Origin of the sequence: Enterobacter sp. KB-221C9 (assembly GCF_041320715.1) — a bacterium.
GTDB classification, from domain to species: domain Bacteria; phylum Pseudomonadota; class Gammaproteobacteria; order Enterobacterales; family Enterobacteriaceae; genus Enterobacter; species Enterobacter asburiae_D.
Genome location: NZ_JBGIWG010000003.1, coordinates 276777 through 303620, shown reverse-complemented (window position 1 = coordinate 303620; position 26844 = coordinate 276777). Strand labels below are relative to the sequence as shown.

28 protein-coding genes are annotated in these 26844 nt (G+C 58.4%); 14 read left to right on the top strand and 14 right to left on the bottom strand.

Going from position 1 to position 26844, the window contains the following annotated elements:
• Window positions 1-31: 31 nt before the first annotated feature.
• Both ahpF and ahpC read right to left on the bottom strand, forming a co-directional pair.
• Window positions 32-1597, bottom strand: a complete 1566-nt coding sequence (gene ahpF, locus AB8846_RS05530; protein WP_058841803.1) for an alkyl hydroperoxide reductase subunit F — start codon at window positions 1595-1597, stop codon at window positions 32-34.
• A gap of 188 nt (window positions 1598-1785) precedes the next feature.
• A complete protein-coding gene (ahpC, locus tag AB8846_RS05525; RefSeq protein ID WP_370732261.1) occupies window positions 1786-2349 on the bottom strand; it encodes an alkyl hydroperoxide reductase subunit C in 564 nt (187 codons plus the stop codon).
• Between the two features lie 622 nt (window positions 2350-2971).
• Here ahpC and AB8846_RS05520 point away from each other — a divergent pair.
• From AB8846_RS05520 to AB8846_RS05510, 3 genes are all read left to right on the top strand, one after another.
• Window positions 2972-3871, top strand: coding sequence for a LysR family transcriptional regulator (locus AB8846_RS05520; RefSeq protein WP_331413034.1), 900 nt, complete (start codon window positions 2972-2974; stop codon window positions 3869-3871).
• 173 nt (window positions 3872-4044) lie between these two features.
• Window positions 4045-5268: a phosphoadenosine phosphosulfate reductase gene (locus AB8846_RS05515; protein ID WP_370732260.1), complete on the top strand. Its 1224-nt coding sequence runs from the start codon at window positions 4045-4047 to the stop codon at window positions 5266-5268.
• Entirely contained in the window at window positions 5253-5879 is a 627-nt protein-coding gene (locus AB8846_RS05510; protein WP_370732259.1) for an IbrB-like domain-containing protein, read from the top strand. Before AB8846_RS05515 ends, AB8846_RS05510 begins: the two co-directional genes overlap by 16 nt.
• On the opposite strand, the gene AB8846_RS05505 is transcribed toward AB8846_RS05510, so the two are convergent.
• Complete coding sequence (locus AB8846_RS05505; RefSeq protein WP_370732258.1) at window positions 5880-7040, bottom strand: pyridoxal phosphate-dependent aminotransferase; 1161 nt, start codon at window positions 7038-7040, stop codon at window positions 5880-5882. It abuts the gene before it with no gap.
• A 122-nt stretch (window positions 7041-7162) separates the two neighbouring features.
• Between AB8846_RS05505 and AB8846_RS05500 the strand changes: the two genes are divergently transcribed.
• The 3 genes from AB8846_RS05500 to AB8846_RS05490 are packed head-to-tail and all read left to right on the top strand — an operon-like array spanning window position 7163 to window position 9002.
• A complete protein-coding gene (locus AB8846_RS05500) occupies window positions 7163-7777 on the top strand; it encodes a methylthioribulose 1-phosphate dehydratase (protein WP_331413037.1) in 615 nt (204 codons plus the stop codon).
• A complete protein-coding gene (mtnC, locus tag AB8846_RS05495; protein WP_063143202.1) occupies window positions 7774-8463 on the top strand; it encodes an acireductone synthase in 690 nt (229 codons plus the stop codon). The genes AB8846_RS05500 and mtnC overlap by 4 nt, the downstream gene beginning before the upstream one ends.
• The gene (locus tag AB8846_RS05490; protein ID WP_015571163.1) at window positions 8460-9002 is read left to right on the top strand and encodes an acireductone dioxygenase; all 543 of its coding nucleotides are present in this window, start codon (window positions 8460-8462) and stop codon (window positions 9000-9002) included. The genes mtnC and AB8846_RS05490 overlap by 4 nt, the downstream gene beginning before the upstream one ends.
• A 53-nt stretch (window positions 9003-9055) precedes the next feature.
• On the opposite strand, the gene AB8846_RS05485 is transcribed toward AB8846_RS05490, so the two are convergent.
• Window positions 9056-9526, bottom strand: coding sequence for an SRPBCC family protein (locus tag AB8846_RS05485; protein ID WP_370732257.1), 471 nt, complete (start codon window positions 9524-9526; stop codon window positions 9056-9058).
• Between the two features lie 42 nt (window positions 9527-9568).
• Window positions 9569-10585, bottom strand: a complete 1017-nt coding sequence (gene mtnA / locus AB8846_RS05480; protein ID WP_370732256.1) for an S-methyl-5-thioribose-1-phosphate isomerase — start codon at window positions 10583-10585, stop codon at window positions 9569-9571.
• 104 nt (window positions 10586-10689) lie between these two features.
• On the opposite strand from mtnA, the gene mtnK reads away from it, so the two are divergent.
• Window positions 10690-11889 (top strand): S-methyl-5-thioribose kinase, encoded by a 1200-nt coding sequence (gene mtnK, locus AB8846_RS05475; RefSeq protein ID WP_370732255.1) that lies wholly within the window; start codon window positions 10690-10692, stop codon window positions 11887-11889.
• Window positions 11890-11979: 90 nt separating this feature from the next.
• Here the strand turns inward: mtnK and AB8846_RS05470 are convergent, their stop codons facing one another.
• The 4 genes from AB8846_RS05470 to AB8846_RS05455 form a co-directional block, all read right to left on the bottom strand.
• Window positions 11980-13221 (bottom strand): LVIVD repeat-containing protein, encoded by a 1242-nt coding sequence (locus tag AB8846_RS05470; protein WP_370732254.1) that lies wholly within the window; start codon window positions 13219-13221, stop codon window positions 11980-11982.
• Window positions 13222-13314: 93 nt separating this feature from the next.
• Window positions 13315-14379: a sugar ABC transporter substrate-binding protein gene (locus AB8846_RS05465; protein WP_331413044.1), complete on the bottom strand. Its 1065-nt coding sequence runs from the start codon at window positions 14377-14379 to the stop codon at window positions 13315-13317.
• Between the two features lie 30 nt (window positions 14380-14409).
• The gene (locus tag AB8846_RS05460; protein WP_063143207.1) at window positions 14410-15405 is read right to left on the bottom strand and encodes an ABC transporter permease; all 996 of its coding nucleotides are present in this window, start codon (window positions 15403-15405) and stop codon (window positions 14410-14412) included.
• Window positions 15402-16904 (bottom strand): sugar ABC transporter ATP-binding protein, encoded by a 1503-nt coding sequence (locus AB8846_RS05455; protein WP_370732253.1) that lies wholly within the window; start codon window positions 16902-16904, stop codon window positions 15402-15404. Before AB8846_RS05455 ends, AB8846_RS05460 begins: the two co-directional genes overlap by 4 nt.
• Before the next feature lie 160 nt (window positions 16905-17064).
• Between AB8846_RS05455 and AB8846_RS05450 the strand changes: the two genes are divergently transcribed.
• From AB8846_RS05450 to AB8846_RS05435, 4 genes are all read left to right on the top strand, one after another.
• Window positions 17065-18153, top strand: coding sequence for an oxidoreductase (locus AB8846_RS05450; protein ID WP_370732252.1), 1089 nt, complete (start codon window positions 17065-17067; stop codon window positions 18151-18153).
• Between the two features lie 57 nt (window positions 18154-18210).
• A complete protein-coding gene (locus AB8846_RS05445) occupies window positions 18211-18954 on the top strand; it encodes an SDR family NAD(P)-dependent oxidoreductase (RefSeq protein WP_259386652.1) in 744 nt (247 codons plus the stop codon).
• 183 nt (window positions 18955-19137) lie between these two features.
• Window positions 19138-19434: a type II toxin-antitoxin system RelE/ParE family toxin gene (locus AB8846_RS05440; protein WP_023303272.1), complete on the top strand. Its 297-nt coding sequence runs from the start codon at window positions 19138-19140 to the stop codon at window positions 19432-19434.
• Entirely contained in the window at window positions 19415-19819 is a 405-nt protein-coding gene (locus tag AB8846_RS05435) for a helix-turn-helix domain-containing protein (protein ID WP_032661025.1), read from the top strand. Before AB8846_RS05440 ends, AB8846_RS05435 begins: the two co-directional genes overlap by 20 nt.
• On the opposite strand, the gene AB8846_RS05430 is transcribed toward AB8846_RS05435, so the two are convergent.
• Entirely contained in the window at window positions 19816-20013 is a 198-nt protein-coding gene (locus AB8846_RS05430; protein WP_006809671.1) for a YbdD/YjiX family protein, read from the bottom strand. The genes AB8846_RS05435 and AB8846_RS05430 overlap by 4 nt on opposite strands.
• Window positions 20014-20072: 59 nt before the next feature.
• Window positions 20073-22178 carry a pyruvate/proton symporter CstA gene (gene cstA / locus AB8846_RS05425; protein WP_032649600.1) on the bottom strand — a complete coding sequence of 702 codons (2106 nt, stop codon included), beginning with the start codon at window positions 22176-22178 and terminating at the stop codon, window positions 20073-20075.
• Between the two features lie 268 nt (window positions 22179-22446).
• Here cstA and AB8846_RS05420 point away from each other — a divergent pair, with 268 nt between their 5' ends.
• Genes AB8846_RS05420 through AB8846_RS05410 form a run of 3 tightly spaced genes read left to right on the top strand, consistent with a single transcriptional unit; the run spans window position 22447 to window position 24729 of the window.
• Window positions 22447-23142, top strand: a complete 696-nt coding sequence (locus tag AB8846_RS05420) for a nucleoside recognition domain-containing protein (protein ID WP_063143213.1) — start codon at window positions 22447-22449, stop codon at window positions 23140-23142.
• Entirely contained in the window at window positions 23139-23603 is a 465-nt protein-coding gene (locus tag AB8846_RS05415) for a YjiG family protein (RefSeq protein ID WP_010428441.1), read from the top strand. Before AB8846_RS05420 ends, AB8846_RS05415 begins: the two co-directional genes overlap by 4 nt.
• A 13-nt stretch (window positions 23604-23616) precedes the next feature.
• Window positions 23617-24729, top strand: a complete 1113-nt coding sequence (locus tag AB8846_RS05410) for a M20 family metallopeptidase (RefSeq protein WP_063143214.1) — start codon at window positions 23617-23619, stop codon at window positions 24727-24729.
• 89 nt (window positions 24730-24818) lie between these two features.
• On the opposite strand, the gene entH is transcribed toward AB8846_RS05410, so the two are convergent.
• Genes entH through AB8846_RS05395 form a run of 3 tightly spaced genes read right to left on the bottom strand, consistent with a single transcriptional unit; the run spans window position 24819 to window position 26843 of the window.
• Entirely contained in the window at window positions 24819-25232 is a 414-nt protein-coding gene (entH, locus tag AB8846_RS05405; RefSeq protein WP_063143215.1) for a proofreading thioesterase EntH, read from the bottom strand.
• Window position 25233: 1 nt separating this feature from the next.
• Window positions 25234-25989: a 2,3-dihydro-2,3-dihydroxybenzoate dehydrogenase EntA gene (entA, locus tag AB8846_RS05400; protein WP_370732251.1), complete on the bottom strand. Its 756-nt coding sequence runs from the start codon at window positions 25987-25989 to the stop codon at window positions 25234-25236.
• Window positions 25989-26843: an isochorismatase family protein gene (locus AB8846_RS05395; RefSeq protein WP_370732250.1), complete on the bottom strand. Its 855-nt coding sequence runs from the start codon at window positions 26841-26843 to the stop codon at window positions 25989-25991. Before AB8846_RS05395 ends, entA begins: the two co-directional genes overlap by 1 nt.
• Window position 26844: the final 1 nt, after the last annotated feature.

The window sequence follows — 26844 nt, the reverse complement described above, 5'->3', positions numbered from 1 at the left end:
GCTGTTGCAGGTGTAGCCTTACTTTCTTTTATTATGCGGTTTTGGTGCGGATCAGATAATCAAACGAACTCAGAGACGCCTTCGCTCCTTCGCCCGTGGCGATGATAATCTGTTTGTACGGCACGGTGGTGCAGTCGCCCGCCGCAAACACGCCCTTCACGCTGGTTTCACATTTCGCATCAATGATGATTTCGCCCATGCGGTTGCGCTCAATCGCGCCTTCCAGCCAGGTGGTGTTTGGCAGAAGACCAATCTGCACGAAGATCCCTGATAGCTGAACGCTGTGCACGTCGCCGCTCACGCGGTCGCGGTATTCCAGCCCCGTCACTTTGCTGCCGTCGCCCTTCACTTCCGTGGTCTGCGCGTTCAGCACGATATCGACGTTTTTCAGGCTGCGAACTTTATCCTGCAGAACCTGATCGGCCTTCATCTCTGGAGCGAACTCCAGCAGGGTAACGTGTTCAACGATCCCCGCGAGGTCGATAGCCGCTTCCACGCCGGAGTTACCGCCGCCGATCACCGCCACGCGTTTACCTTTGAACAGCGGGCCGTCGCAGTGCGGACAGTAGGTCACGCCTTTGGTACGGTACTGATCTTCACCCGGAACGTTCATGTTGCGCCATTTCGCGCCGGTGGCAATGATAATGCTGCGCGCTTTCAGCACCGCGCCGGACGCGGTTTCAATCTGGTGTAAACCACCCTCGACCGCAGCCGGAACCAGCTTGCTGGCGCTCTGGCTGTCAATCACGTCTACGTCGTAGTCGCTGACGTGCGCCTTCAGCGCCCCCGCCAGCTTCTGGCCTTCGGTTTTCGGCACGGAGATGTAGTTCTCGATGTCTACAGTATCGAGCACCTGGCCGCCAAAGCGTTCGCCCATCAGGCCGGTACGAATACCTTTACGCGCGGAGTACACCGCTGCTGCCGCACCCGCAGGGCCGGAACCGACGATCAGCACGTCGTAGGCATCGCGTTTGTTCAGCTCTTCCGCCGCACGTTTTTCTGCGCCGGTATCCACTTTGGCAACGATTTCGGTCAGCGTCATGCGGCCCTGGCCGAACTCTTTACCGTTCATGTAGACCGCCGGTACGCCCATCACGTTACGATCGGTGATTTCATTCTGGAAGGTACCGCCGTCAATCGCCGTGTGCTTAATGCGCGGGTTCAGGACCGACATCAGGTTCAGCGCCTGCACCACGTCCGGGCAGTTATGGCAGGAGAGCGAGTAATAGGTTTCAAACTCGAAATCGCCGTCGATATCGCGGATTTGCTCCAGCAGCGCCTGCGCTTCCTTAGACGGATGGCCACCGGTCCACAGCAGCGCCAGCACCAGTGAGGTAAATTCGTGACCCAGCGGAGAACCGGCAAAGCGCGGTCCCTGGTCGGAGCCTGGGTTAGTAATCAGGAAAGAGGGCTTACGGACCGGCAGCGCGTTGTCTTCTTTGAAAGTCACTTTCGGCGACAGTTCGGCGATCTCCGCCAGCAGTTCCTTGATCTCTGCCGATTTGGCGCTGTCGTCAAGCGTAGCAATCAGCTCAACGGGTTTGGTCAGTTTCTCAAGGTAGGCCTTGAGCTGGGTTTTCATGTTTGTGTCGAGCATTGTTCTTCCCTCTCTTAAGACGTCATCATGCAAGCTGCCTTATACGGGCGGCCTGAATGCAACTTGCATCATGGTGCTGGAATGAAATGGGCGCGGGGGGCGCCCATTGATTGCCGGGTGGCACTTCGTTTACCCGGCCTACGATACTGTAGGCCTGTGCAAGCGCAGCGCCGCCAGGCTTTACAGACTTAGATCTTACCGACCAGGTCCAGGGATGGAGCCAGCGTCGCTTCGCCTTCTTTCCATTTCGCCGGGCACACTTCGCCCGGGTGAGTAGCCACGTACTGAGCGGCTTTCACTTTACGCAGCAGGTCAGAAGCATCACGGCCGATACCTTCAGCGGTAACTTCGATAGCCTGGATAATGCCCTGCGGGTCAACAACGAAGGTGGCGCGGTCAGCCAGGCCTTCATCTTCACGCATGTTGTCGAAGTTACGGGTCAGGGCGCCAGTCGGGTCGCCGATCATCGCGTATTTGATTTTTGCGATGGTTTCAGAGCTGCTGTGCCATGCTTTGTGGGTGAAGTGGGTATCGGTAGACACAGAGTAGACGTCTACGCCCAGCTTCTGCAGTTCGTCGTAATGGTCTGCCACGTCACCCAGTTCAGTCGGGCAAACGAAGGTAAAGTCAGCCGGATAGAAGAAGAAGACGCTCCAGCGGCCTTCGGTATCTTTCTCGGTAACTTCGATGAACTCACCGTTTTTGAACGCCTGGTTTTTGAAAGGTTTAATTTTGGTATTAATCAAAGACATCTGTACTTCCTCCGTGTTTTCGTTGAGATGTAAGGTAACCAACTTTATCCATCGGGGCTAATGCATATGCTTTATCAAATCAATCAGCCAAACCTTACAACGTCGACAAGACAACAAGGTGAACCTTTTACAGGAAAGCCTGAAAGTAAAAAGGCCGCCTCAACGGGCGGCCCTGATACCTGAATTCCCCGCAGGTACATTCAGTGCCAGCCGAAACTGGCGTTGCGTTGCGCTCTACAACCCTTAATATCAAGGCGGTAACAGCCTTTTGATTACACCACCCGTACAGGGATTGAGCAATCCTTAAGAGAGACATTCCTGCCTATGGCTGTGATAGGTTGTGTCGAACATCATTCCGGAGCGTTATAAATTTATTTTTATTATAAAACCATCGCAATATATAAATAACAATTGTCATTTAAACGTTTTCGCCCTCTTCGAAGATAAAATTATCTTAATCGCCTTTGAAGCGCTATTTCAATAATCTGACGTCGTGATATATTAAGATGAGTTTAATTTAAAATTAAGAGAGTTAACCGAAAGGATTGTAAATGGTTAACTTCAAACTATAGTTATCAGTGATGTGATAACCACAGCAAACACAGCATCCTCAGGACGAAACATGGCAAACCTCTACGACCTTAAAAAATTCGATCTTAATCTGTTAGTCATTTTCGAGTGCATTTACCAACATCTTAGTATCAGTAAAGCCGCCGAGACGCTGTATATCACGCCCTCTGCCGTGAGCCAGTCACTGCAACGCCTGAGAGGACAACTCAACGATCCTCTGTTTATCCGTTCCGGTAAAGGGATCACGCCAACGACCGTCGGCGTCAATTTGCATCATCATCTGGAACAGAATCTGAACCAGCTTGAGCAGACTATCAATATCATGCACAGCAGCGGCTTGAAGAAGAATTTTGTCATTTACTGCCCGCAATTTATGAGCACCAAAACGATGCTTGCGCCAATGAAGCTGCTCATGAACAAGTATAATTATTCAGTTGAATTGCATGATGTTTTTCTGGCCCCTGATTCAGCAGAAGATCTCCTGGCTTACCGAAAAGCCGACCTGATATTTTCTTTTGCCTCCTCCAACAGCCGCTCCATCGCCTGCAGTCTGTTTCATAAACTTCCTTTTGTTCTCGTTTGTCGGGGGGATCATCCCCGCATGAGCGGAAATCCTACGCGTGAAGAGATTCTGAATGAAAACTTCACCGCCTACCTGAGCGATGAGAACAGCGTCAAAGAATACCAGGAAAAGGCCGAGAACCTGTTAAGCGAAAGAAATATTGTCTATCGTAGCGATTCTTTTATATCCCTTCTGTCGGTGATCAGTTCATCTGACCTCATAGGATTAGCGCCCACACCGGCCTTTGAACAATATGGTCCAGCACTTAATCTGCGCCAAGTGGAAACAGACATTCAATTTCCCAGCATTGATATTTACATGATGTATAATCGTTCCGCGCTGAATAGCTCGGCATTCGCGAGTTTTATTGAAGAAATAGCCTTACCGTGAAATGTGGCGTGGTTCTCGCGCAGAATGAGAGCCACCTATTTCAGAAACATACACCATAGTTATAGAAACATTCAGCATAAAGTTTACACACCTCATTAATTATTGACTGATATAATTCTCACTCTAGTATTGACACTAACGTCTGGTATTTATTCCTCAGGATGAGAATAAACATGTCAATTTATAAGTACCCTCTTAACCAGGATGTTCTTTGTGCATCTCGGGAGCGAATAAAATGGACTTTCGAGAATTTACCCAAGATCTGTGTCTCTTTTTCAGGAGGTAAGGACTCCACCGTCATGCTGCATCTGGTTGCCCGGCAGGCGCGACAGATGAAAATAAAAATAGATGTCCTCTTTATCGACTGGGAAGCGCAGTTTTCCCATACCATTACCCATGTTGAACATATGCGCGAGTTGTACAGCGATGTTATCGGCCATTTCTGGTGGGTAGCGCTTCCCCTGACAACGCAAAATTCCCTGTCCCAATTCCAGCCGGAATGGCAATGCTGGGAACCCGGCACCCGATGGGTCCGCCAGCCTCCTGCCGATGCGATAACCGATCCCGCTTTTTTTCCTTTCTACCAGCCAGGCATGACGTTTGAAACCTTTGTCCGCAGCTTCTCCGACTGGTTCTCTCACAATCGCCCGGCCGCCGTGATGATAGGCATCCGCGCCGATGAATCTTACAACCGTTTTCTGGCTATCGCGTCGTCACGCAAGCAGCGGTTTGCCGATGATAAACCCTGGACAACCGTCGCCCCAGGCGGGCATGCCTGGTATGTTTATCCCCTCTACGACTGGAAAACAGCCGATATCTGGACCTGGTTCGCCAAATCGGGATGTTGCTATAACCCGCTCTATGACCTGATGTTCCAGGCCGGCGTACCGCCCCGCTATATGCGTATTTGTGAGCCCTTCGGCCCGGAGCAACGCCAGGGGCTATGGCTGTACCACGTTGTTGAGCCCGATCGCTGGGCGGCCATGTGCGAGCGCGTGAGCGGCGTGCGCAGCGGGGGGATATACGCCGGACACGACAACCACTTTTACGGCCACCGTAAAATCCTGAAACCCGAACACCTCTGCTGGCGCGAATATGCCATGCTGCTCCTCGACAGCATGCCGCAAAATACGGCTGAGCATTACCGCAATAAAATCGCCATTTATCTGCACTGGTATCAGAAGAGAGGTTTAGAGGATATTCCCGATACGCAGGACGGTGATATCGGTGCCAAAGACATTCCCTCCTGGCGCCGAATTTGCAAGGTTCTCCTTAATAACGACTTCTGGTGCAGAGCGCTATCGTTCAGCCCAAATAAACCCAAACATTATCAGCGCTACAGCGACAGAGTGAAGGCGAAACGCAAGGAGTGGGGCATATTATGCGACAAAGACTAATCACCGAGATGGAAACGTACCTTCAGTCACTTTCCGAAGAGGATCGCATTAACGCCATAAATGCTTTTCGCGAAGCGATCCATAAAAACAGTCCTTTTCGTGAGCAACCGATAGACTGCGTCCTCTGGATCAGACAGGACGCTATTACCGCTAACGATTACAACCCGAATAACGTTGCCCCTCCAGAAAAGCGGCTGCTCAGTAAGTCGCTGGAACTCGATGGATTCACCCAGCCTATCGTTGTGACAGAAAGTGACCCGCAACACTACGAAATTGTGGATGGTTTTCATCGCCATGAAATCGGCACGAACCGGGCGGTGTTAAAGCGCGAGCTTAAAGGCTACCTGCCCGTCACCTGCCTGCGTCGGGATCGGCAGGATAAACATAACCGCATGGCGGCCACCATCCGTCACAACCGGGCGCGCGGGCGGCATCAAATTAACGCCATGTCAGACATTGTCCGCGAACTGGTGCGGCTTGGCTGGAATGACGAGAGAATAAGCAAGGAGCTGGGAATGGACAGCGATGAAGTCTTGCGCCTCAAGCAAATCAACGGCCTGCTGGAGCTGTTTGCAGACCGCCGTTACTCAGAAGCCTGGACGGTGAAATAATCAGAGCGTGTTCAGACGCTCTGCCGCCGCCAGCAGCGTCGATTCCTGCTTCGCAAAACAAAGGCGGATCAGCTTATGCGGGAAGGGATCGGCGCAGAACACCGACAGCGGAATGGCGGCCACGCCCACCTCTTTTGTTAACCACTGGCAAAAGCTGACGTCATCGAGATCGGAAATCGCGCTGTAGTCCGCGAGCAGGAAGTACGTCCCTTCTGAGGGCAAAATTTCCAGTCGGCTTTTACTCAGCGCCGCCACAAACAGATCCCGACGTTCACGATAGAAGTGCGGCAGCTCGCGATAATGTCCGGGTTCAGCGCGCAGCATATCCGCCAGCGCCAGCTGAGCCGGCGTGTTCACGGCAAAGGTCAGGTACTGGTGCACCTTGCGCAGCTCGGCGCTAATGGCGGCCGGTGCGACGCAGTAACCCACTTTCCAGCCGGTCATATGGTAGGTTTTACCGAATGACGAGACGGCGATAGCGCGCTCGCGAAGCTGCGGATGGGCCAGCACGCTGGCGTGCCCTTCTTCTGCAAAGCAGATGTGCTCGTAGACTTCATCGCTCAGCACGTAAATTTCACGTTCCGCAATCGCCTGCCAGAGCGCGGCGAAATCGGCTTTCTGCCACACCGTCGCCGACGGATTGTGCGGCGTATTCAGGATCACCAGGCGGGTTTTGTCGCTCAGAAGGGCCGCAAACGCCTGCCAGTCAGGACGGAAATGCGGTGGCTGTAACGCCACGCGTTTCACCACGCCGCCGGAGAGTTCAACCGCAGGCGCATAGCTGTCGTAGCTCGGGTCAAAGCAGATGACTTCATCACCCGCACGCACCAGCGCGGTGATGGCCGCATACAGCGCTTCGGTCGCCCCTGCCGTCACCGTGATCTCGCTGTTCGCATCGGGCTTATGGCCATACAGCTCCGCCGTTTTATCCGCAATGGCTTCCCGCAGCACCTGCACGCCCGTCATCGGCGCGTACTGATTCGCCCCCTGCGCCACGTGGTACGCCAGACGCTCTTGAAGATAGGTCGGGCCGTCGAAATCCGGGAACCCCTGGGAAAGGTTAATGGCGTTGTGCTGCTGCGCCAGAGCGCTCATCTGCGTAAAGATGGTGGTCCCGAGATTGGGAAGTTTACTCTTCGGAATCAATGCGTTATTGCTCATTGTGTCGTGCCTGCTTGTAATACTTATGTTGCTGCCACTATAACACGATGTTAGTCTTTGGCAATCAAGACGCTTAGACGTCTAAACCATATGAATATTCCTGGCCGCGAGGGTAAAAGGAAATGACAGACAACCTGCAACTCACACATCTGGTCGACGCCTGCCGCTGGATTGGCGCCAAAGGCTGGGCACCCGCCACCGGCGGCAACATGTCGGTGCGTCAGGACGAACGCCTCTGCTGGCTTAGCGAATCCGGCAAAGACAAAGGCAGCCTGACGACGGAGGATTTTCTGCAGGTGGAGATCGCCACCAACCGCGCGCCGTCTGGCCGAAGGCCGTCGGCGGAAACCGGATTGCACACCCTCATCTATCGTCTGTTCCCGGAAGCCAACGCCGTCCTGCACGTTCATACCGTCAACGCCACGGTGCTCTCGCGCCTGGTGAAAGAAGCCGAGCTCAACATCAGCGGCTTTGAAATGCAAAAATCTCTCACCGGGCAGACCACGCATCTGGATACGGTTTCCATCCCGGTATTTGATAACGACCAGGATATTGACGCCCTCGCCTCGCGAATCGCCCATTACGCGCAGGAACGCCCGCTTAATTATGGTTTTCTTCTGCGCGGTCATGGCTTAACCTGCTGGGGACGCGATGTGGCCGAGGCCCGCCGTCATCTGGAAGGATTAGAATTCTTATTTGAATGCGAAATGCGTTTACGACAACTGGAGAGAGTATGATTCGCGCGATTGTGACGGATATTGAAGGAACCACCAGCGATATCCGTTTTGTCCATGATGTTTTGTTCCCCTACGCGCGTGAGCGGCTGGCGGCCTTCGTGACCGCGCAGCAGTACGCCGAGCCGGTCAAATCCATTCTGGACAACCTGCGTGATGAAATCGGTCACCCGCACGCCAGCGTCAGCGAGCTTATCGACGCCCTGTTTGCCTTTATGGATGAAGACCGCAAATCCACGGCGCTCAAAGCCCTGCAGGGGATCATCTGGCAAGACGGCTACGTGAACGGCGACTTTACCGGCCACCTCTACCCGGACGTACTGCCTGCACTGGAAAAGTGGAAAGCGCAAGGGATTGATCTCTATGTTTATTCCTCTGGCTCCGTCGCCGCGCAGAAACTGTTATTTGGCTACAGCGACGAAGGTGATATTACTCATCTGTTCAGCGGCTATTTTGATACCCACATCGGTGCCAAGCGCGAGGTGCAGTCTTATCAAAACATAGCGGCGCAAACGGGCATCGCCCCGTCGCAGATCCTGTTCCTGTCCGATATTCATCAGGAGCTGGACGCGGCTGAACGGGCAGGTTTTCGCACCCTGCAGCTGATTCGCGGCGATGATGACGGCGCAAGCCATCACCATCAGGTCCACCAGTTTGACGAGATTAATCCGGAGCAGATCCCTTCATGAGCGCATTGACCATTTATTCCGATAAAGACGCCAGTCAACACCAGTGGCACAGCACCGACGCCGCCGAGATTGCCCAACAGCTCAACGCTAAAGGCGTGCGCTTCGAACGTTGGGCGGCTGACCGCGATTTAGGCCACGATCCCGCGCCTGAAGCCGTGATCGAGGCGTATCAGCATGCCATCGACAAGCTGGTAGCGGAGAAAGGCTATCAGAGCTGGGACGTGATCAGCCTGCGCGCCGACAACCCGCAGAAAGAGGCGCTGCGCGCGAAGTTTCTGAACGAACACACCCACGGCGAAGACGAAGTGCGCTTTTTCGTGGAAGGCGCAGGGCTGTTCTGCCTGCACATTGGCGATGAGGTGTATCAGGTGCTGTGCGAGAAAAACGACCTGATTTCCGTACCCGCAGGCACGCCGCACTGGTTTGATATGGGCTCAGAGCCGAACTTTACCGCGATCCGTATTTTCGACAATCCCGAAGGCTGGGTGGCGCAGTTTACAGGCGATGCAATCGCGGATGCGTATCCAAGGCTGGCATGATCTTTTCTCCCTCTCCCAGTGGGAGAGGGCCGGGGTGAGGGCATCAGCGCGCACTACGCGTTAAGCCCCTTCACATACCCCACCAGCTGATCCAGTACAATCCCCCACCCTTCGTGGAAGCCCATCTGTTCATGCTGCTCGCGAATTTCCTTCGTCGGATGGCGCGCAATCGCCGTATAGCGGGTTTTGCCCTCGCCCACATCTTCCAGCAGCAGGATCGCCGTCATAAACGGTTTCTCAGCAGGTTTCCAGTCTTCCCCGTAACCGTCGGTAAAGACCAGCTTTTTACCGGGATCGATTTCAAGAAACACACCCCGGTTATCCATCCGCTGCCCGTCCACCTCAAACACGGTGTTGAACCGCCCGCCCACGCGCAGGTCGAGGTCGCATTCGGTCACCTTATGGGGAGCAGGAATGAAGAAGTTTTTGATGTGTTCCGGCGTGGTCCAGCAGAGCCACAGCAGGTCGCGCGGTGCGTCCACCACGCGCTCCAGTTTTAAGTCTGTATCAGGATCGAGCGTCACGATGTTGTCCTCTCAGGGGAACCCCTTAAAGGATAGCCGGACTCAGGCGAATTTCCCGTTTGCCACAGCTTCCGGCGTGACCACGCCCGTATCCAGCACCCAGCCGCTAATCAGCGAGGCAGGCGTAACGTCAAACGCCGGGTTATAGACCTGCGCGTTTTCCGGCGCCCACTGCACCGCGCCAAAGCTTCCGGCCACGCCCGTCACCTCGCTGGCGGCACGCTGCTCAATCGGGATCGCATCACCGTTCGGGCAGTCCGGATCGAGCGTCGTTTGCGGGGCGGCCACATAGAACGGAATGCCGTGGAATTTCGCCAGCACAGCCAGAGAATAGGTGCCGATCTTGTTCGCCACGTCGCCGTTGGCGGCAATACGGTCTGCGCCCACCCACACGGCGTCCACTTCCCCTTTCGCCATGAGGCTGGCGGCCATGGAGTCGGTAATCAGCCGATACGGCACGCCCAGCTCGCCAAGCTCCCACGCGGTCAATCTACCGCCCTGCAGCAGCGGACGGGTTTCATCCACCCAGACGCTGCTGACGTTACCGTCCTGATGCGCGCGGGCAATCACGCCCAATGCGGTGCCAACGCCCGCCGTTGCCAGCCCGCCGGTGTTGCAGTGGGTCAGCAGACGGCTGCCGGGCTTCACCAGCGCGCTGCCGGCTTTCGCAATCGCGTCGCAAAGCCGTTTATCTTCGTCAATCAGCCGCAGCGCTTCGGCCACCAGCGCCGGTACATAATCTTCCTGCCACAGCGCACTCTTCATGCGGTCGAGATTGTTCATCAGGTTCACCGCCGTCGGGCGGGAGGCGCGCAGGGTTTCCAGCGCCGCCGCCAGCTCGTCGCGGCTTTTGCCGTTTTCCGCCAGCAGCGCCAGCAGCAGGCTTGCAGAGAGACCAATCAGCGGCGCGCCGCGCACCCGCAGGGCATGAATGTGCCCAACCAGCGCCTCTACGGTAGAGGCATCCAGCCAGCGTTTCTCCTGCGGAAGCGCCTGCTGGTCGAGAATAAAGAGCTGATTATTCGCCACCCGCAGGCTGGTTGTCTGTAATGTCTGCATGTCGTTAATTCCCTGTTGCGTTGTTGTAGCACATTGTGTCAGGATGAAATCCAGATGTATAGACGTCTACATGTCTTTATTAGCAAACTCGTGAGGAGCAGGCCATGTCGCAATACCGTACCTTTACCGCTCAGGACGCCGTGGAGTATGCCAGGCAGTTTGGCGGCCTTGATGACCCATCATCGCTGGTGGAGGCGCAGGAGGTAGGCGACGGCAACCTCAATCTGGTATTTAAAATTTTCGACAGCGCGGGCGTGAGCCGCATCATCGTCAAGCAGGCGCTGCCCTACGTGCGCTGCGTCGGGGAGTCCTGGCCGCTGACGCTGGACCGCGCCCGACTTGAGGCGCAAACGCTGGTCGAGCACTACCAGCACAGCCCGCAGCACACCGTGAAAATCCACCACTTCGACCCGGAGCTGGCGGTGATGGTGATGGAAGATCTCTCCAGCCATCGCATCTGGCGCGGCGAGCTGATCAACAACATTTACTACCCGCAGGCGGCGCAGCAGCTGGGCGAATACCTCGCGCACGCGCTGTTCCACACCAGCGATTTCTACCTGCACCCGCACGAGAAAAAAGCGCAGGTGGCGAAATTCATCAACCCGGAAATGTGCGAGATCACCGAAGATCTGTTCTTCAACGATCCGTACCAGATCCACGAGCGCAACAGCTACCCGGCCGAGCTGGAAAATGACGTCGCGGCCCTGCGCGACGACGCCCCGCTTAAAATTGCCGTGGCCTCCCTGAAGCACCGTTTCTTTTCTCAGGCTGAAGCCCTGCTGCACGGCGATATCCACAGCGGGTCGATTTTTGTGGCCGACGGCAGCCTGAAGGCCATCGACGCCGAGTTCGGCTATTTCGGGCCGATAGGTTTTGATATTGGCACCGCCATCGGCAACCTGCTGCTGAACTTCTGCGGCCTGCCGGGGCATCTGGGCATTCGCGATGCCGCCGCCGCGCGCGAGCAACGGCTGACCGATATTCAGGAGCTGTGGAACACCTTCGCGGAACGCTTCCAGGCGCTGGCAAACGAGAAAGCCCGCGACGCCGCGCTCGGCGCACCGGGCTATGCCTCCGCGTTCCTGAAAAAGGTCTGGCATGACGCCATCGGCTTCTGCGGCACCGAGCTCATTCGCCGCAGCGTCGGGCTTTCCCACGTGGCGGATATCGACACCATCCAGGACGAGGCGATGCGCCACGAATGCCTGCGCCACGCGATAACGCTCGGTAAAGCGCTGATCGTCATTGCCGACCGCATCGACAGCGCGGAAGAGCTGGTGGCACGGGTGCGGCAGTACAGCTGAGTGCCGGCTTTGTGCCCGGTGGCGCTGCGCTTACCGGGCCTACGATTCGAATGTAGGCCGGGTAAGGCGAAGCCGCCACCCGGCAAAAACTTACCCCAAATACTCAATCACCGACAATCCACCGTTATAATCCGTGCTGTAAATAATCCCCTGCGCATCGACAAACACGTCGCACGACTGGATCACCTGCGGACGATTGGGCCGCGTGTCCATCATTCTCTCCGGCGCGGCGGGCACCAGCGCACCGGTTTCCACCGGTCGATACGGATTGGAAATGTCATACGCCCGCACGCCCGCGTTCTGATACGTCGCAAAAATCAGCGTTGAGCTAACGAAGCTCCCCGGCCGGTTCTCGTGCAGGTTATGCGGGCCGAAATGCGCCCCTTTCGCCACGTAGTCGGTTTCATCCGGCTGCGGGAAGGTCGAGATGCTCACCGGGTTCGACGGCTCGCGGATATCAAACAGCCAGATGAGCTTTTCGCCGTCCTCCTGGTTATCCAGCACCGCTTCGTCCAGCACCACCAGCAAATCGCGGTCCGGCAGCGGGAGTGCGGTGTGCGTCCCTCCGCCAAACGGCGGGCTCCAGTTGCGGTGGCTAATCAGCTTCGGCCGGGTGCGGTCCTTCACGTCCAGCAGCGTCAGGCCGCCGTCGCGCCAGCTGCCGTAGGCGGTGTCGCCCGCGATAATCGCATGGTGCAGCGCGTAGCGTTTCCCTTCCGGCCAGTTCGGCTTCTCTCCTTCGGCCTGGTTCATCCCCGGCAGCCACCAGCGCCCCGCCACTTCAGGCTTACGCGGGTCCGCAAGATCGATGGTCAGGAAGATGTAGTCGGTAAAGCCGTCGATCAGCGCAGACACGTAGGCCCAGCGGCCGCCGACGTACCAGATGCGGTGAATGCCGATGCCGCTCAGCGACAGAAAGCCGATTTCGCGCGGCCTGTCGGGCGTGGAGATGTCAAACACGCGCAGCCCGGCGCTCCAGCCTTTGTCCTGCACGTCGCTGACGGTCTCCCCCACCTGACGGGTGTAGTAGACCTTTTCGTCGGCAAAGCGGGCATCGGCAAACAGATCCCGGGCGTTAATCACCAGCAGCAGGTCGTCGTGCGCCTGCAGGTGCACGTTCCAGGTGCCGGGCGGCGCGGGCACGTAGCCTGCCGCTTTCGGGTTCTTAGGGTCGCGCACGTCGACAATCGAAAAGCCCTGCGACACCATATGGCCGATATAGGCGAAACCGCGGTGCACCATCAGCTGCACGCCGTCCGGGCGACCGCCCTGGTCGCTATGGCCAATCAGCCGCATATTGCGGCTGTATTCTGGAGGGGGTAAATGAGTCACCTTGAGCTCCTTACGCCCGGTGGCGCTGCGCTTACCGGGCCTACGGGTGCGAAATGTAGGCCGGGTAAGGCGCAGCCGCCACCCGGCTTGGTGTTATTTATTTTTCGCTTCCAGCGTCGCAAACCACGGCGCGATAAAATCTTCCGTCTGGCCCCAGCCCGGAATGATTTTGCCCAGAGACGCCACGTTCACCGGGCCCGGCTGGGCGGTCAGCAGCGCCTGAGGAATAGCGGCCGCTTTGAAATCGTAGGTTGCAGGCGTGGCTTCCCCGGCAATCTTATTCGCCACCAGACGCACGTTAGTCGCGCCAATCAGCTTCGGATCCACCGCCACGCTCACCTTCCACGAACTGCCCGGTTCGCGCATCAGCTGCAGATCCTGGTTGGAGATGTCGATGCTGTAGAGCTTGATCTCGGTGCGGCCGTTCTCTTTCAGCGCCTTATACGCGCCCTGGCTGAAGGCGTCCCAGGTTCCCCAGATGGCGTCGATTTTGCCTTTCGGGTATTTCGCCAGGATCGCGCCTACCTTGTTGGCGGTATCACCCTGCACGTCAGAGGACACGGCACCGATGGACTCCAGCTCTTTGATGTCCGGATACTGCTTTTGCAGCTCTTTATAGGCCGCCTGACGGCGCTCCATCGGCGGGAAGCCCGCCACCCACAGCTTGACGATATTGGCCTTGCCGTTGAAATCTTTCGCCAGCTGGCCGAAGGAGAGGTTAGTCAGGGAGGCATCGTCCTGCTGGGTAACGGTCACGCCCGGGATCTCGCCGTTAACGGCGGTATCAAAAACGGCGACTTTAATACCGGCATCCACCGCTTTCTTCACCAGCGCGGTGGAGTACGGATCGCGCCCCTGAGAGAGAATAATCCCGTCATATTTCTGGCTGATCGCCTGGTTAACGAAGTCCTGGAATTTGGCGTCGTCTCCGTTGCTTAAAAAGGTGCTGATCTTAAAGCCAAGCTTCTTCCCTTCCTGAATTGCCCCCGCAATAAACTGCGTGGTGTTGTCGTCTGAGCCAAGGTTACGGATCACCGCGATGCGGATCGGGCCGTCATGGTTCGCAATGGCAGCCGGAAGCGGCGCGGGCGTAGCCGCGAAGCCTGGCAGAGACGTCAGCAACCCGAGCGCCACCAAAGAGAGAGCGATTTTTTTCATTCTGTTATCCCGTTGTGTTGTTTTAAATGTTTAGCGTTTTTGTATGTAGGTAATCGCCAGCGCCACGGCGAGCACCAGCCCTTTTATAATGTCCATGGCGTAATACGGCACGGAGAGCATCACCAGCCCGTTCGACAGCACGCCGAGAATGACCGCCCCGACCAGGGTTCCCAGCGCGTTCGGCTTGCCGGACCCGGCCAGCGAGAAGCCAATCCACGCCGCCGCCACCGCATCCATCAGGTATCCGCCGCCCGCATTCACCTGCGACGAACCGATGCGCGACGCCAGCAAAATCCCGCCCAGGCCCGCCAGCAGCGAGGCAATCACGTAGGCCGCCACCTTGTAGCGCGTGGTGCGAATGCCGGAGAGACGCGCCGCTTCCGGGTTGCCGCCAATGGCGTACATCCGGCGTCCGTGAGTGGTCAGCGAGAGGCCCAGCTGCGCCAGCACGGTCACCACCAGCATGACGATCACAATGGTCGGCACCTGCCCCAGCAGGCTGAACGCCGCCGGAATCGTGCCTTCCGCCATGTCGCCGCTCGGCAGCACCATGTTCTCGGTAATCGACCCACCGTAGCTGTAGGTCATCGCCACGCCCTGAATGACAAACAGGCTGGCAAGCGTCGCGAGCATGTCCGGAATACGCAGGACGACGATCAGAAAGGCGTTAAACAGCCCCACCAGCGTGCAGAGCGCGAGGGTGATCAGAATCGACTCGGTGGTACCAAATCCGTGCCAGACGAAAAGGGAAATCACCAGCGCGTTCGCCAGCGACGCGGTGGATCCGACAGAGAGATCGAACCCGCCGATGGTCAATGAAATCGACACGCCAATGGCAATCACCGTCACGATGGCAATCGAGCGCAGAATGTTGATGATGTTGTTCGGATCGAGGAAGCTGTCCGACGCCAGGCCAAAGACGGCCACCAGCGCGACGACGGTTAACAGCATGCCCCACTTGTAGAGAAAATCGAAAATCTGCTGACGGCCAGACGCCGCCGCGTTCACTGAAAGGGCCTTGCTCACGACGCCGTTCCTCCGGTTGAATAATAAAGTAGTGTCTCTTCGCGGGCCTCGGCCCCGGCGATTTCCGCCACGATGCGCCCGTCCCACAGCACGCAGATGCGGTCGCATAGCCCGACCAGCTCGGCAAACTCGCCCGAGGCGTAAATCACCCCTTTGCCCTCTCGCGCCAGGCCGTCAATCAGCTGGAACAGGTCGGTTTTGGCCTTCACGTCCACGCCTTTCGTCGGCTCGTCGAATATCAGCACGCTGGCGTCATTGCGCAGCCATTTACCGATGGCGACCTTCTGCTGGTTGCCGCCAGACAAGCGGCGGAGCACCTGCCCCGGTCCGCGGGCGCGCACGCCGACGCGGGCTATCACCTCTTCCGCCCAGCGCCACGCCTGACGATGGCCAAACAGGCTCCAGCGCGAAAAGCTGTTATCCGCCGTCACCGCCAGGTTCATGCTCACCGGCTCGTCGATAAAAATGCCCTCTTTCCGCCGCTCCTCCGGCACCAGCGCCAGACCGCGCAGCACGGAGTCGGCCGGGTCGCGCGGCTGCCAGGACTGATGATTCAGCTCGCCGCGCGCGACGCGGCTTTTGGTGGCGCCAAACAGCGCCTTGCAGAGTTCGGTTTTCCCCGCACCCGCCAGCCCGGCAATCCCGAGAATTTCGCCTTTGCGCAGGTGCAGGGAGATATCTTTCAGCAGCGCGTCATCGTGAAGCCCCTCAACGCGCAGCAGCGTTTCGTCGCCGTGCGGCGGTCGCGCGGGCGGATAGATATCGCTCAGCACGTGGCCGAGCATCTTCTCGACAATCTCTTCGCCGCTAAGATCGGCCATCGGACCGGACTCGATCAGCTTGCCGTCGCGCAGCACCGTTAAGGTGTCGCAGATGGCCTTCAGCTCGTGAATACGGTGGGAGATAAACACCACGCCGATGCCCTGCTGCTTTAAGCGTCTCACCACCGCAAACAGGCGCTCGCTCTCGTGCGCATCCAGCGGCGCGGTGGGTTCATCAAGAATCAAAAAACGGCAGTGGTGGGACAGCGCCCGCGCCAGCAAAATCTGCTGCTTTTCGGCCAGCGAACAGCCGTCGATGGAACGGTGTACGTCCAGAGAGACATCCAGCTGCGCCAGCGCCCGTCTCGCCTGCTGGCGGATCGCGCGCCAGCTGAAGCGATGCCCCGGCTGCGCCAGCTGGTCGAGCATGATGTTTTCGGCAATGCTTAATCCCGGAATCAGCGCCACGTCCACCTCCTGCTGCACGAGGTGGATCCCCAGCCGTTTGGCGTCAAGCGGTTCGCGGATCGTCACCGGCTGGTTGTTAATGCTGATCTCGCCCTCATAGTGGTCGTGCGTGCCGCACAGCACCGCCATCAGGGTCGATTTCCCCGCGCCGTTGGCACCGGTTAGCGCATGCACGGATCCGCCGGTTAAGGTGAAATTCACGCGCGACAGCGCCTGAAAGCCGGAAAAGGCCAGGCTGATACCGCGCATCTCAAGGCGACTGGAAACCATCCGCGTAAATCCTTCATTACTCTTCTGATTTATCGAATTTTTCACAGCTCCGGTTGACTGACAACGACGGAAAAGGCATAAGATAAAGCGAAATATTATTAGCCATCCGGATGTCCAGACATAACATCGGGTTAGCGCTTGCTAAAAAAAGGACAACACCATGAGCAACACCGATATCCGCGTCGTGCCTGGCCCGGCGAACTACTTCTCTCATCCCGGAAGCCTTGCGCAGCTGGATAACTTCTTTACCCCGGAACAGCTTTCCCGCGCGGTGTGGATCTACGGCGAGCGCGCTATCGAAGGCGCGCGCCCTTTCCTGCCGGAGAGCTTTAACGCGCCGGGGGCGAAACGCCTACTGTTTAAAGGCCACTGCAGCGAGCGCGACGTCACCCATCTGGTGAATGAATCCGGCAGCGACGCCAGCGTGGTGATCGGCGTCGGCGGCGGCGCGGTGATAGATACCGTGAAGGCCGTGGCGCGCCGCTTAGGGGTGCCGTTTGTGGGCATCCCCACCATTGCCGCCACCTGCGCGGCGTGGACCCCGCTCTCCGTCTGGTACAACGATGCCGGTCAGGCGCTGCATTTTGAGATCTTCGACGACGCCAACTTCCTGGTGCTGGTGGAGCCGCAGATCGTCCTCAACGCCCCGGCGGAATATCTGCTGGCGGGCATCGGCGATACGCTGGCGAAGTGGTACGAAGCGGTGGTGTTGGCACCTGAGCCGGAGAACCTGCCGCTGACCGTGCGGCTGGGCATCAACGGCGCGCTGGCGATCCGCGACGTGCTGCTGGAACACAGCGAAGAGGCGCTGGCCGACCAGCAGCGTGGAGAACAGACGCAGGCTTTCCGGGACGTGGTGGACGCGATTATCGCCGGTGGCGGGATGGTCGGCGGCCTGGGCGAACGCTATACGCGCGTGGCGGCAGCGCATGCGGTGCACAACGGCTTAACCGTGCTGCCGCAGACGGAAAAATACCTGCACGGCACCAAGGTGGCCTACGGCATTCTGGTACAGAGCGCCCTGCTCGGCCAGGACGACGTGCTGGCGCAGCTGGTGGCGGCATACCAGCGTTTTAACCTGCCGACCACGCTTCGCGAGCTGGACGTCGACATCAATAACCGCGACGAACAGGATCAGGTGATTGCACACACCCTGCGCCCGGTCGAGTCGATTCATTATTTACCTATTACGTTAACGCCTGACGTTCTGCGCGCCGCGTTTGAGAAAGTGGAATCCTTCAGCCGTTAATCGCCCTGACCGTCTATACCTAATGATGATTCTTACCACTCTCGTAACGAGGTCATCATGCAGATCGATTTAACAGGTAAAAAGGCGCTGGTTACCGGCGCCAGCCGCGGGTTGGGTCGGGCAATTGCACTGTCGCTGGCGCGCGCCGGTGCGGATGTGATTATTACGTATGAAAAATCGGCCGATAAAGCCCAGGCGGTCGCCGATGAGATTAAGGCGCTGGGACGACATAGCGAAGCCGTGCAGGCGGACAGCGCCAGCGCGCAGGCGATTCAGGATGCCGTCACCCATGCGGCGCGCTCCCTTGGCGGGCTGGACATTCTGGTCAACAACGCCGGGATCGCGCGCGGCGGCCCGCTGGAGTCCATGACGCTGGCGGACATTGACGCCCTTATCAACGTCAACATCCGCGGCGTGGTGATCGCCATTCAGGAAGCGCTGGTGCACATGTCCGACGGCGGGCGCATTATCAACATCGGCAGCTGTCTGGCAAACCGCGTGGCGCAGCCGGGTATCGCCGTCTACTCAATGACCAAATCGGCCCTTAACTCCCTCACCCGCGGGCTGGCCCGTGATTTAGGGCCGCGCGGCATTACCGTTAACCTGGTCCATCCCGGACCGACCAACAGCGATATGAACCCGGAAGACGGGGAACAGGCTGACTCTCAGCGTCAGCTTATTGCGTTGGGTCACTACGGCCAGCCGGAAGACGTCGCGGCGGCGGTCACGTTTCTCGCCAGCCCGCTTGCCGGGCAGATCTCCGGAACCGGTCTGGACGTGGACGGCGGTTTGAACGCCTGATCGCATATTCCCTGCAAGCCTCTGTCGCCCGGCAGAGGCCTTCCCGAGCGCTCTCGACGGTTCGCGTTTTGCCGCTTTCTCCCGTTTTTTCTCCGCTCTACAGTATCCCATTAGAAATTCGGAATTTATCTAATAGTCTTATTATTTCCTTATATTTTGTGTGGGCGTACAGTGGAGGTACGGATGAAGATTGTCTGGTCAAAGAATGCAAAGAAAGAGTTTTCCAAAATCGATGGCCGATATCAGCGAAGAATCAAAGCAAAACTTGCTGAGCTGGACGATCGCTCAGCTCCCCGGCCCGATATCAAAAAAATATCGGCAACAGAAAATCATTTCCGGCTACGCGTTGGCGATTACCGCATTCTGATTACACTTCGGGACGATCCCGATAACCATTGTTATGTTTTGGCCGTCAAGCGCAGAACATCAACGACCTACCTTCACGAGGAGAAAGCCCCCTATGGCTGTTCAGCTAATTAAGGACGATGACGGAAAAGCGCAGTACGTCGTTATTCCCTATGATGAATACTTTCGTATGTGCTTACAGATGGCAGAAATTGACGACGAAACCGATGATGATCTAGAGGATATTGAAGTCGAACACGATTGTTATGATGACGTAGGATTACCTGGTGAAGTATGCGACGTCATGCATAACGAGAACGTCAGCCTGCAGGCCGCGTGGCGTATCCTTCGCGGCATGTCCCAGCAGGAGGTGGCGGAGAAACTCGGCATCACTCAGTCCGCCGTGTCACAGCTGGAAGCGCTGGACTCCCGTCCGCAAAAGCGCACCCGCGAAAAGCTGGCGGCAATTTATGGCTGCAAGCAGGAGCAGATCAGCCTCTATTTACCGAAAGAGGGTTAACAGCACTTCGCCCCGCCCTTGCCGCCGTAGCGGGCGTCCTGACGGTCGCGGAAAAATTCTTCGTAGGTCATGGGCGTCTGGTCCGGATGGTTGACGCGCATATGCTCGACGTAGTTGTCGTAGTCCGGCACGCCAATCATCATTTTGGCGGCCTGACCCAGGTACTTACCTGCTTTGGAAAGGGTGTCGAACATAATTCTGGTCTCACAGGAAATGTAGGCCGGGTAAGCGCAAGCGCCACCCGGCACACAGGTTAATGCGCCCCTTTGGCCTGGGTGACAATCTCTTCCAGGTTTTCAGGCATTGGCTCGTACGGCGTCTCTTTCGCCGTTGGCTTGTCGTTTTTCAACGCCGCCAGCGCGGTCTTGAGAGAATACAACGCCAGCACCACGACCACCACCATAAAGAAGATGGTCAGCCCGGCGTCCAGACGGTTGTTAAACACCAGCTGCGACAGCTGGGACTCGGTGTACTGCGCCGGGATTTTACCGCTGTCGATCATCGCCTGGAACTTGTTGGCGATTGCCAGGAAGCCCACCTTGTTATCCGGACTGAAGGCTTTCTGCCAGCCCGCCGTCAGGGTACAGATCAGCAGCCATGCGGTTGGCACTAATGCCACCCACGCGTAACGCTGGCGCTTCATCTTGAACAGCACCACCGCGCAGAGCATCAGCGCCATGCCCGCCAGCATCTGGTTGGCGATACCGAACAGCGGCCACAGGGTGTTAATCCCGCCCAGCGGATCGACCACGCCCTGGTGCAGGAAATAGCCCCACGCCAGCACGCACAGCGCCGTCGCCAGCAGGTTAGCCGGGAGCGAATCGGTACGCTTCAGGTTCGGGGAGATCACCCCCAGCAGATCCTGGAGCATAAAGCGCGCCGCGCGGGTTCCCGCATCCACTGCCGTCAGGATAAACAGCGCCTCGAACAGGATGGCGAAGTGATACCAGAACGACACGTCCATCAGCCCGCCCAGCGCGCCGTGAAGAATATACGCCATGCCGACCGCCAGCGTCGGCGCCCCGCCCGCACGGGAGATAATCGACTGCTCGCCCACTTCACTGGCGATGCTCGTCAACGTATCAGGGGTAATCGCAAAGCCCCAGCCGCTCACCACCTGCGCGGCGGACGCCACCACGTCAACGGTGCCGGCAGGCGCCAGCACCGCCATCGGGCTGTTCATCGCGAAGTACACGCCCGGGTCGATGATACAGGCCGAGACCAGCGCCATGATGGCGACAAAAGATTCCATCAGCATGCCGCCGTAGCCGATCAGGCAGGCCTGATTTTCATTCGCCAGCATCTTCGGCGTGGTGCCGGAGGCGATCAGCGCGTGGAAGCCCGACACCGCGCCGCAGGCGATGGTGATAAACAGGAACGGGAACAGGTTACCGGTCCAGACCGGGCCGGTGCCGTCGATAAATTTGGTTAACGCAGGCATGGTCAGGGTCGGGCGCATAATCAGAATGCCGATGGCCAGCCCGACGATGGTGCCGATTTTCAGGAAGGTGGAGAGGTAGTCACGCGGCGCCAGCAGCAGCCACACCGGCAGCACCGCCGCCACAAAGCCGTAGCCCACCAGCATCCAGGTCAGCTGCACGCCAGTAAAGTCGAAGAACGGCGCCCAGGTCGGGCTTTCCGCCACCCAGCCGCCGGAGATAATGGCGAACACCAGGAACACCAGACCAATCACCGACACTTCACCAATGCGCCCCGGGCGCAGGTAGCGAATGTAGATCCCCATAAACAGCGCCAGCGGAATGGTGAAGGCAACGGTATAGGTTCCCCACGGGCTGTGGGTCAGCGCTTTCACCACGATCATCGCCAGCACCGCGAGGATGATCACCATGATCATAAAGGTCGCCACCAGCGCAATCACCCCGGCGGTTGCCCCCATCTCCTCTTTCACCAGCTCACCCAGCGAACGCCCGTCGCGGCGGGTCGAGACGAACAGCACCATAAAGTCCTGCACCGCGCCCGCCAGCACCACGCCCGCGAGGATCCAGATCATCCCCGGCAGGTAGCCCATCTGCGCCGCCAGCACCGGCCCCACCAGCGGGCCCGCCCCGGCAATTGCCGCGAAGTGGTGACCGAACAGCACTTTTTTGTCGGTCGGCACATAGTCCAGACCGTCGTTATGGCGGACGGCAGGCGTCATGCGCGTCGCGTCAACGCCTAATACGTTCTTCGCGATATAGCGGCCATAAAAACGGTAGGCGATCAGATAGATGCAGACGGAGGCGACGACGATCCAGAGCGCGTTGATCTGTTCCCCCCGGTTGAGGGCGATATAGCCCAGGGCAAAGGCTCCCACAACGGAGAGCCCTGCCCATGTAAGGTATTTCCCTGAGTTGTTCATAGTGGTTATCCGTTGTTGTGAAACAGTGAGATGTTACATTTTGTTTCTAGAACAACGACGAAAATTTAACAACTTTGAAACGCAATAATGCGTGGTCAAACCAGACATTTACACCACATTGTTAAGCCGATCACTTTCGCGACGTCCTCGGTCACACTTTTGCCTTTTTCAGCCAGACGCAGCCTTACGGAATGATTTGTATCATTTTTTTTGCTCATAACCTCGCCAGAATGATCCTGCGCAATCGCGCGCTTACAAGGAAAAGGATATGAACAGTTCTGTACCTCAGGATCAAAAGGTCGGGCCGGGCGCGTACTTCGCTCTGGCGTTTGCAGCCGTTTTCTTCTCTGGCCTGTTAGGCGGAAAAGAGTGGTACGGCGTGTTTGATTTCACCACCCTCAACGGTGCGTTTGGCAAAGTGGTCAGTAAAGCCAGCCTGGATGACGGCACGTTGACGACCGCCAGCAGCGCCTTTCGCGGCACCGGCGGCAGCGGCGCGATGGACGGGTTTCTCTTCGCGCTCGGTTTAATTCCCGCGGTAATGTTCGCGCTGGGGATGATCAACGTGCTGGAGCACTACGGCGCCCTGCGTGCCGCCCGCAAGCTCTTGACCCCTCTGCTGCGCCCGCTGCTGGGCATTCCCGGCACCACCGGGCTGGCGCTGATCGGCAGCCTGCAAAGCACCGACGTGGGCGCGTCGCTGACCCGCAACCTGTCAGACGAAGGGCAAATCAGCGAAAAGGAGAAAGACGTTTTTGCCATGTTCCAGTTCTCCGCCGGGGCGATGATCACCAACTTTTTCTCTTCCGGGGCGATCCTCTTCACGCTGGTCGCCGTTGACGGCACGGCGGCGGTACCCACGTCCATCGGAGCCTGTATCGCCGTCATGTTCATCATGAAAATCGTGGGCGCAAATCTGCTGCGATTGATCCTGTCCTTCAACCGTAAAGGAGACGCCGCATGAGTGCCCCACAGTCTAACCCCGTAATTACCGATGTCTTCGTCGAGGGCGCGCGCAAAGGCTGGAGCATTGCTACCAGCAGCACCCTGCCCAACGTGGTGATGGCATTTATCATCATCAAAGCGCTGGAAATTACCGGTGCCCTGAAAGGGCTGGGCATGATCTTCGCCCCATTAATGGGCCTGTTCGGCCTGCCGGGTGAGGCCGCTGCCGTGCTGATTGGCGGCTGGATGTCGATGGGCGGCGGGATCGGCGTCGCCATCGGCCTGTTTGATAAAGGCATTATCACCGGCGAGCACCTGGCGATCCTGGCGCCCGCCATCTACCTGATGGGCTCGCAGGTGCAGTATCTGGGCCGCATTCTGGGGGTGATCGGCACCCGCGCCAAACGTATCCCGCTGATGATCGCCATCTCGGTAGTCAACGCGTTTTTAGCCATGCTGCTGATGCGCATTATTCTCTGAACAGGACGTGCACATGAATCTTGACCACTATATTGAAGAGCTGAAAACCCTGGTGAACGTGGACTGCGGCACCCAGACCATTGCGGGCGTTGCCGCCGTGGCAGGCATTATTCAGCAGCTCTGGGAGCGCGAAGGCTGGCACACCGAGCAGGTGAATCTGGGCGATAAGGTAGGCCCGGGTGTGTTCGTCAGCAACAAGCCGCAGGCGGAACGCTTTGACGTGCTGCTGGTCGGGCACCTGGATACCGTATTTGCCCCCGGCACCGTCGCCGAGCGCCCGTTGAGCGAGGACGATACCCGCCTGTACGGTCCCGGCGTCTCGGATATGAAGAGCGGACTTCTGAATATTTTGTGGGCGATGCGCGGGCTCGACGCCGCGGACAAAGATCGCCTCGCGATTGCCGTGGCGATGAACCCGGACGAAGAGACCGGCTCGGTGCATTCCCACGAATGGATCGGCGAGCTGGCTAAGCGTTCCCGCTGCGTGCTGGTCTGCGAAGCCGCCCGCGCCGACGGTTCGCTGGTGAAAGCGCGTAAAGGGATGGCGGGCTATCACCTCACCTTCAGCGGCGTAGCGGCACACGCGGGCAACGACCCGGAGAAAGGCCGCTCGGCGATTACCGCCCTGGCCAACAGCGTCATCGCGATTAATACGCTAACCGACTGGGATCGCGGCACCACGCTCAACGTCGGGGTGATTCACGGCGGCAGCGCGGCCAACGTGGTGGCGGATAACGCCGTAGCCGAGCTCGACGTGCGCTTCTGGGAAAACGACGAGTACGACCGGGTGAATCAGGCGCTGGAGGCGTTATGTGAAAAAGGCTTTTTAGACGGCGTGACCACGACGCTTGCGCGGGTGAATCACAAACCGGCGATGGCAGCCAGCGTTGCGACGCAGGCCCTGATGCAGCAGGTTGAAGCGGCAGGAAAAGCGGAAGGTATCGACATCACCTGGCAGGCGGTCGGCGGCGGCAGCGACGCCAACCACACCGCCGCGCTGGGCATCCCGACGCTCGACGGACTGGGGCCAATTGGTGCCGGGTTCCACAGCCCTGCGGAATGGCTGGATAAAGCGTCGATTGCACCGCGAATTCGGCTGTTGAAGCGGGTGGTATCGATGCTGTAAACATTGCCCGGTGGCGCTTCGCTTACCGGGCCTACGTGTGAGGTGTAGGCCGGGTAAGGCGAAGCCGCCACCCGGCAATCCTGCACCGTTCAACCCAACACCATCGTACTCAACCGACAGGTACAGCACCGCCGCCCCTGCTCGTCGAATACCACAATCTCCCAGCTCTGGGTGGAGCGGCCCAGATGCAGCGGCTGGCACACCCCGCGCACCTTACCGTGAGACACCGCGCGATGGTGAGTGGCGTTCAGCTCCGTTCCCACCACGCTCTGCCCGTCACGGGTCATCAGAAAACCGGCCATTGAGCCCAGCGTTTCCGCCAGCGCCGCCGATGCGCCGCCGTGCAGCAGGCCAAACGGCTGATGGGTGCGCGCATCCACCGGCATTTCCGCTTCCAGCGTGTCGTCGCCGATACGGGTATAGACAATGCCGAGATGCGCCACCAGGGTGTTCAGGCTGGTCGCGTTCAGCTCCTCGAGCGGTAAATGACGTTTCCAGATCATCTTACGCCCCCAGCGTGGAGCCGCCGTCCACCACGATATCCTGCAGGGTGATATGGCTGGCGGCATCGGATGCAAGGAACAGCACCGTGCTGGCAATCTCCTGCGGACGGGCGATTTTGCCCAGCGGAATGCCGAGCTTAAACTGCTCGCCAAAGCCGCGAATGCGCTGCTGCTCCGCGTCGTCACGGGTCCACAGGGTACGCTGCATATCGGTGTCCGTCGATCCCGGCGACACCAGGTTACAGCGCACGCCGCTGCCCGCCAGCTCCAGCCCGACGGTCAGGGCCAGGCTTTTCAGCGCCGCCTTCGACGCACCGTAGGCGCTCATGCCGATGCGCGGCGTGTGCGCCGCATCGGAGGCCACCGTCACAATCGCCCCACCTTGCTGACGACGGAACTGGCCCATCGTCTGCTGGAACAGGTTGAACGCGCCGCCGACGTTGACCGCGAAGGTCTGCTGCCAGTCCTCCTGCGAGAGCTGGTCCGTCGCCCCCATGCGCAGAATGCCCGCCGCGTTGACCAGCACGTCCAGACGCTCAAGGGTATTAAGCAAACGGCCACACACGTCGCTGACCTGAGCAAAATCCGCCACGTCCAGCGTTTCGGTGGCGAACGGATAATCACCCAGCGGAAACGCCAGATCGAAGCCGGTCACCTGTGCGCCTGCCTCCACAAAGGCCAGCGCCGTCGCGTAGCCGATCCCCTTCCCCGCGCCCGTCACCCAGACGGTCTTGCCGGTAAAATCGAATCCCGCCATCACTTCACCTCGCGGGAGAGCAGCGCCCACCAGGCGTCGATTGTGGGATTTTTTGCCAGCATCACGAAGTCGATATCGCCGTGCACTTTGCGCCAGCGGGCGGCCAGCGCCATCATGCGCACCGAGTCCAGGCCGTAGTCGATCAGGTTTTCGTCATCCATCGGCTCGTCAGACTCGTCCAGCAGCGGCAGGATCAGTTCACGCAGCGCGGCTTTGGTCGCCGGAACGGACGGCAGCAGCTCGTCGGTCATCACCACGCGGCCCGAGCGTCCGGCCACGTAGTTCAGCGACATCAGGTGCTCGTCGCGGGTGAAATCCGCCAGCGCGTCGGCGATAAAGAACGGCTTGATGTCGCGCATAAAGGCATCGGTGGCGGTGGTCATGCAGCCGATGTGGGCGTAGACGCCGGTAATCAGCAGCTGGTTGCGGCCCGTCTCTTTCAGCATCTGCTCCAGCGGCGAGCGGTGGAACGCGCTGTAGCGCCACTTCACCAGTACCGTATCCGCTTCGTCCGGGGTCAGTTCAGCGACAATACGCTGCTGCTCCGGCGAGCGGGTCAGGCCCGGCCCCCACATGTCGTTCAGCAGGGCACGGTCTTCGTCGCTCTGCTCTTTGGGCTGCGCGGTGTAGTACACCGGAATATTGTGCGCTTTGCAGTAAGCGAGAAGTTTGGCGATATTCGCCACCACCTGCTGCATCATCGCGCTGTTTTCGCCCCAGAAGTTCAGGAAATACTCCTGCATATCGTGGATCAGCAGCGCGGCGCGCTCCGGCTCAAACGCCCAGTTCACTTTATTCGTCGGCAGCTCTGCGGCGGTCGGCAGCGCGTAAGCGGTTAATTTTGGAATGGCCATA

Excerpts from the sequence above, each read along its gene's own strand:
- AB8846_RS05490 (WP_015571163.1), top strand. The coding sequence starts at position 8,460 with ATGAGCGCATTGACCATTTATTCCGATAAAGACGCCAGTCAACACCAG.
- AB8846_RS05435 (WP_032661025.1), top strand. The coding sequence starts at position 19,415 with ATGGCTGTTCAGCTAATTAAGGACGATGACGGAAAAGCGCAGTACGTC.
- AB8846_RS05450 (WP_370732252.1), top strand. The coding sequence starts at position 17,065 with ATGAGCAACACCGATATCCGCGTCGTGCCTGGCCCGGCGAACTACTTC.
- entH (WP_063143215.1), bottom strand. The coding sequence starts at position 25,232 with ATGATCTGGAAACGTCATTTACCGCTCGAGGAGCTGAACGCGACCAGC.
- ahpC (WP_370732261.1), bottom strand. The coding sequence starts at position 2,349 with ATGTCTTTGATTAATACCAAAATTAAACCTTTCAAAAACCAGGCGTTC.
- ahpF (WP_058841803.1), bottom strand. The coding sequence starts at position 1,597 with ATGCTCGACACAAACATGAAAACCCAGCTCAAGGCCTACCTTGAGAAA.
- AB8846_RS05465 (WP_331413044.1), bottom strand. The coding sequence starts at position 14,379 with ATGAAAAAAATCGCTCTCTCTTTGGTGGCGCTCGGGTTGCTGACGTCT.
- mtnK (WP_370732255.1), top strand. The coding sequence starts at position 10,690 with ATGTCGCAATACCGTACCTTTACCGCTCAGGACGCCGTGGAGTATGCC.
- AB8846_RS05510 (WP_370732259.1), top strand. The coding sequence starts at position 5,253 with ATGCGACAAAGACTAATCACCGAGATGGAAACGTACCTTCAGTCACTT.
- mtnC (WP_063143202.1), top strand. The coding sequence starts at position 7,774 with ATGATTCGCGCGATTGTGACGGATATTGAAGGAACCACCAGCGATATC.
- AB8846_RS05410 (WP_063143214.1), top strand. The coding sequence starts at position 23,617 with ATGAATCTTGACCACTATATTGAAGAGCTGAAAACCCTGGTGAACGTG.
- AB8846_RS05520 (WP_331413034.1), top strand. The coding sequence starts at position 2,972 with ATGGCAAACCTCTACGACCTTAAAAAATTCGATCTTAATCTGTTAGTC.
- AB8846_RS05445 (WP_259386652.1), top strand. The coding sequence starts at position 18,211 with ATGCAGATCGATTTAACAGGTAAAAAGGCGCTGGTTACCGGCGCCAGC.
- AB8846_RS05455 (WP_370732253.1), bottom strand. The coding sequence starts at position 16,904 with ATGGTTTCCAGTCGCCTTGAGATGCGCGGTATCAGCCTGGCCTTTTCC.
- AB8846_RS05430 (WP_006809671.1), bottom strand. The coding sequence starts at position 20,013 with ATGTTCGACACCCTTTCCAAAGCAGGTAAGTACCTGGGTCAGGCCGCC.
- cstA (WP_032649600.1), bottom strand. The coding sequence starts at position 22,178 with ATGAACAACTCAGGGAAATACCTTACATGGGCAGGGCTCTCCGTTGTG.
- AB8846_RS05395 (WP_370732250.1), bottom strand. The coding sequence starts at position 26,843 with ATGGCCATTCCAAAATTAACCGCTTACGCGCTGCCGACCGCCGCAGAG.
- AB8846_RS05500 (WP_331413037.1), top strand. The coding sequence starts at position 7,163 with ATGACAGACAACCTGCAACTCACACATCTGGTCGACGCCTGCCGCTGG.
- AB8846_RS05440 (WP_023303272.1), top strand. The coding sequence starts at position 19,138 with ATGAAGATTGTCTGGTCAAAGAATGCAAAGAAAGAGTTTTCCAAAATC.
- AB8846_RS05515 (WP_370732260.1), top strand. The coding sequence starts at position 4,045 with ATGTCAATTTATAAGTACCCTCTTAACCAGGATGTTCTTTGTGCATCT.
- entA (WP_370732251.1), bottom strand. The coding sequence starts at position 25,989 with ATGGCGGGATTCGATTTTACCGGCAAGACCGTCTGGGTGACGGGCGCG.
- mtnA (WP_370732256.1), bottom strand. The coding sequence starts at position 10,585 with ATGCAGACATTACAGACAACCAGCCTGCGGGTGGCGAATAATCAGCTC.
- AB8846_RS05415 (WP_010428441.1), top strand. The coding sequence starts at position 23,139 with ATGAGTGCCCCACAGTCTAACCCCGTAATTACCGATGTCTTCGTCGAG.
- AB8846_RS05505 (WP_370732258.1), bottom strand. The coding sequence starts at position 7,040 with ATGAGCAATAACGCATTGATTCCGAAGAGTAAACTTCCCAATCTCGGG.
- AB8846_RS05420 (WP_063143213.1), top strand. The coding sequence starts at position 22,447 with ATGAACAGTTCTGTACCTCAGGATCAAAAGGTCGGGCCGGGCGCGTAC.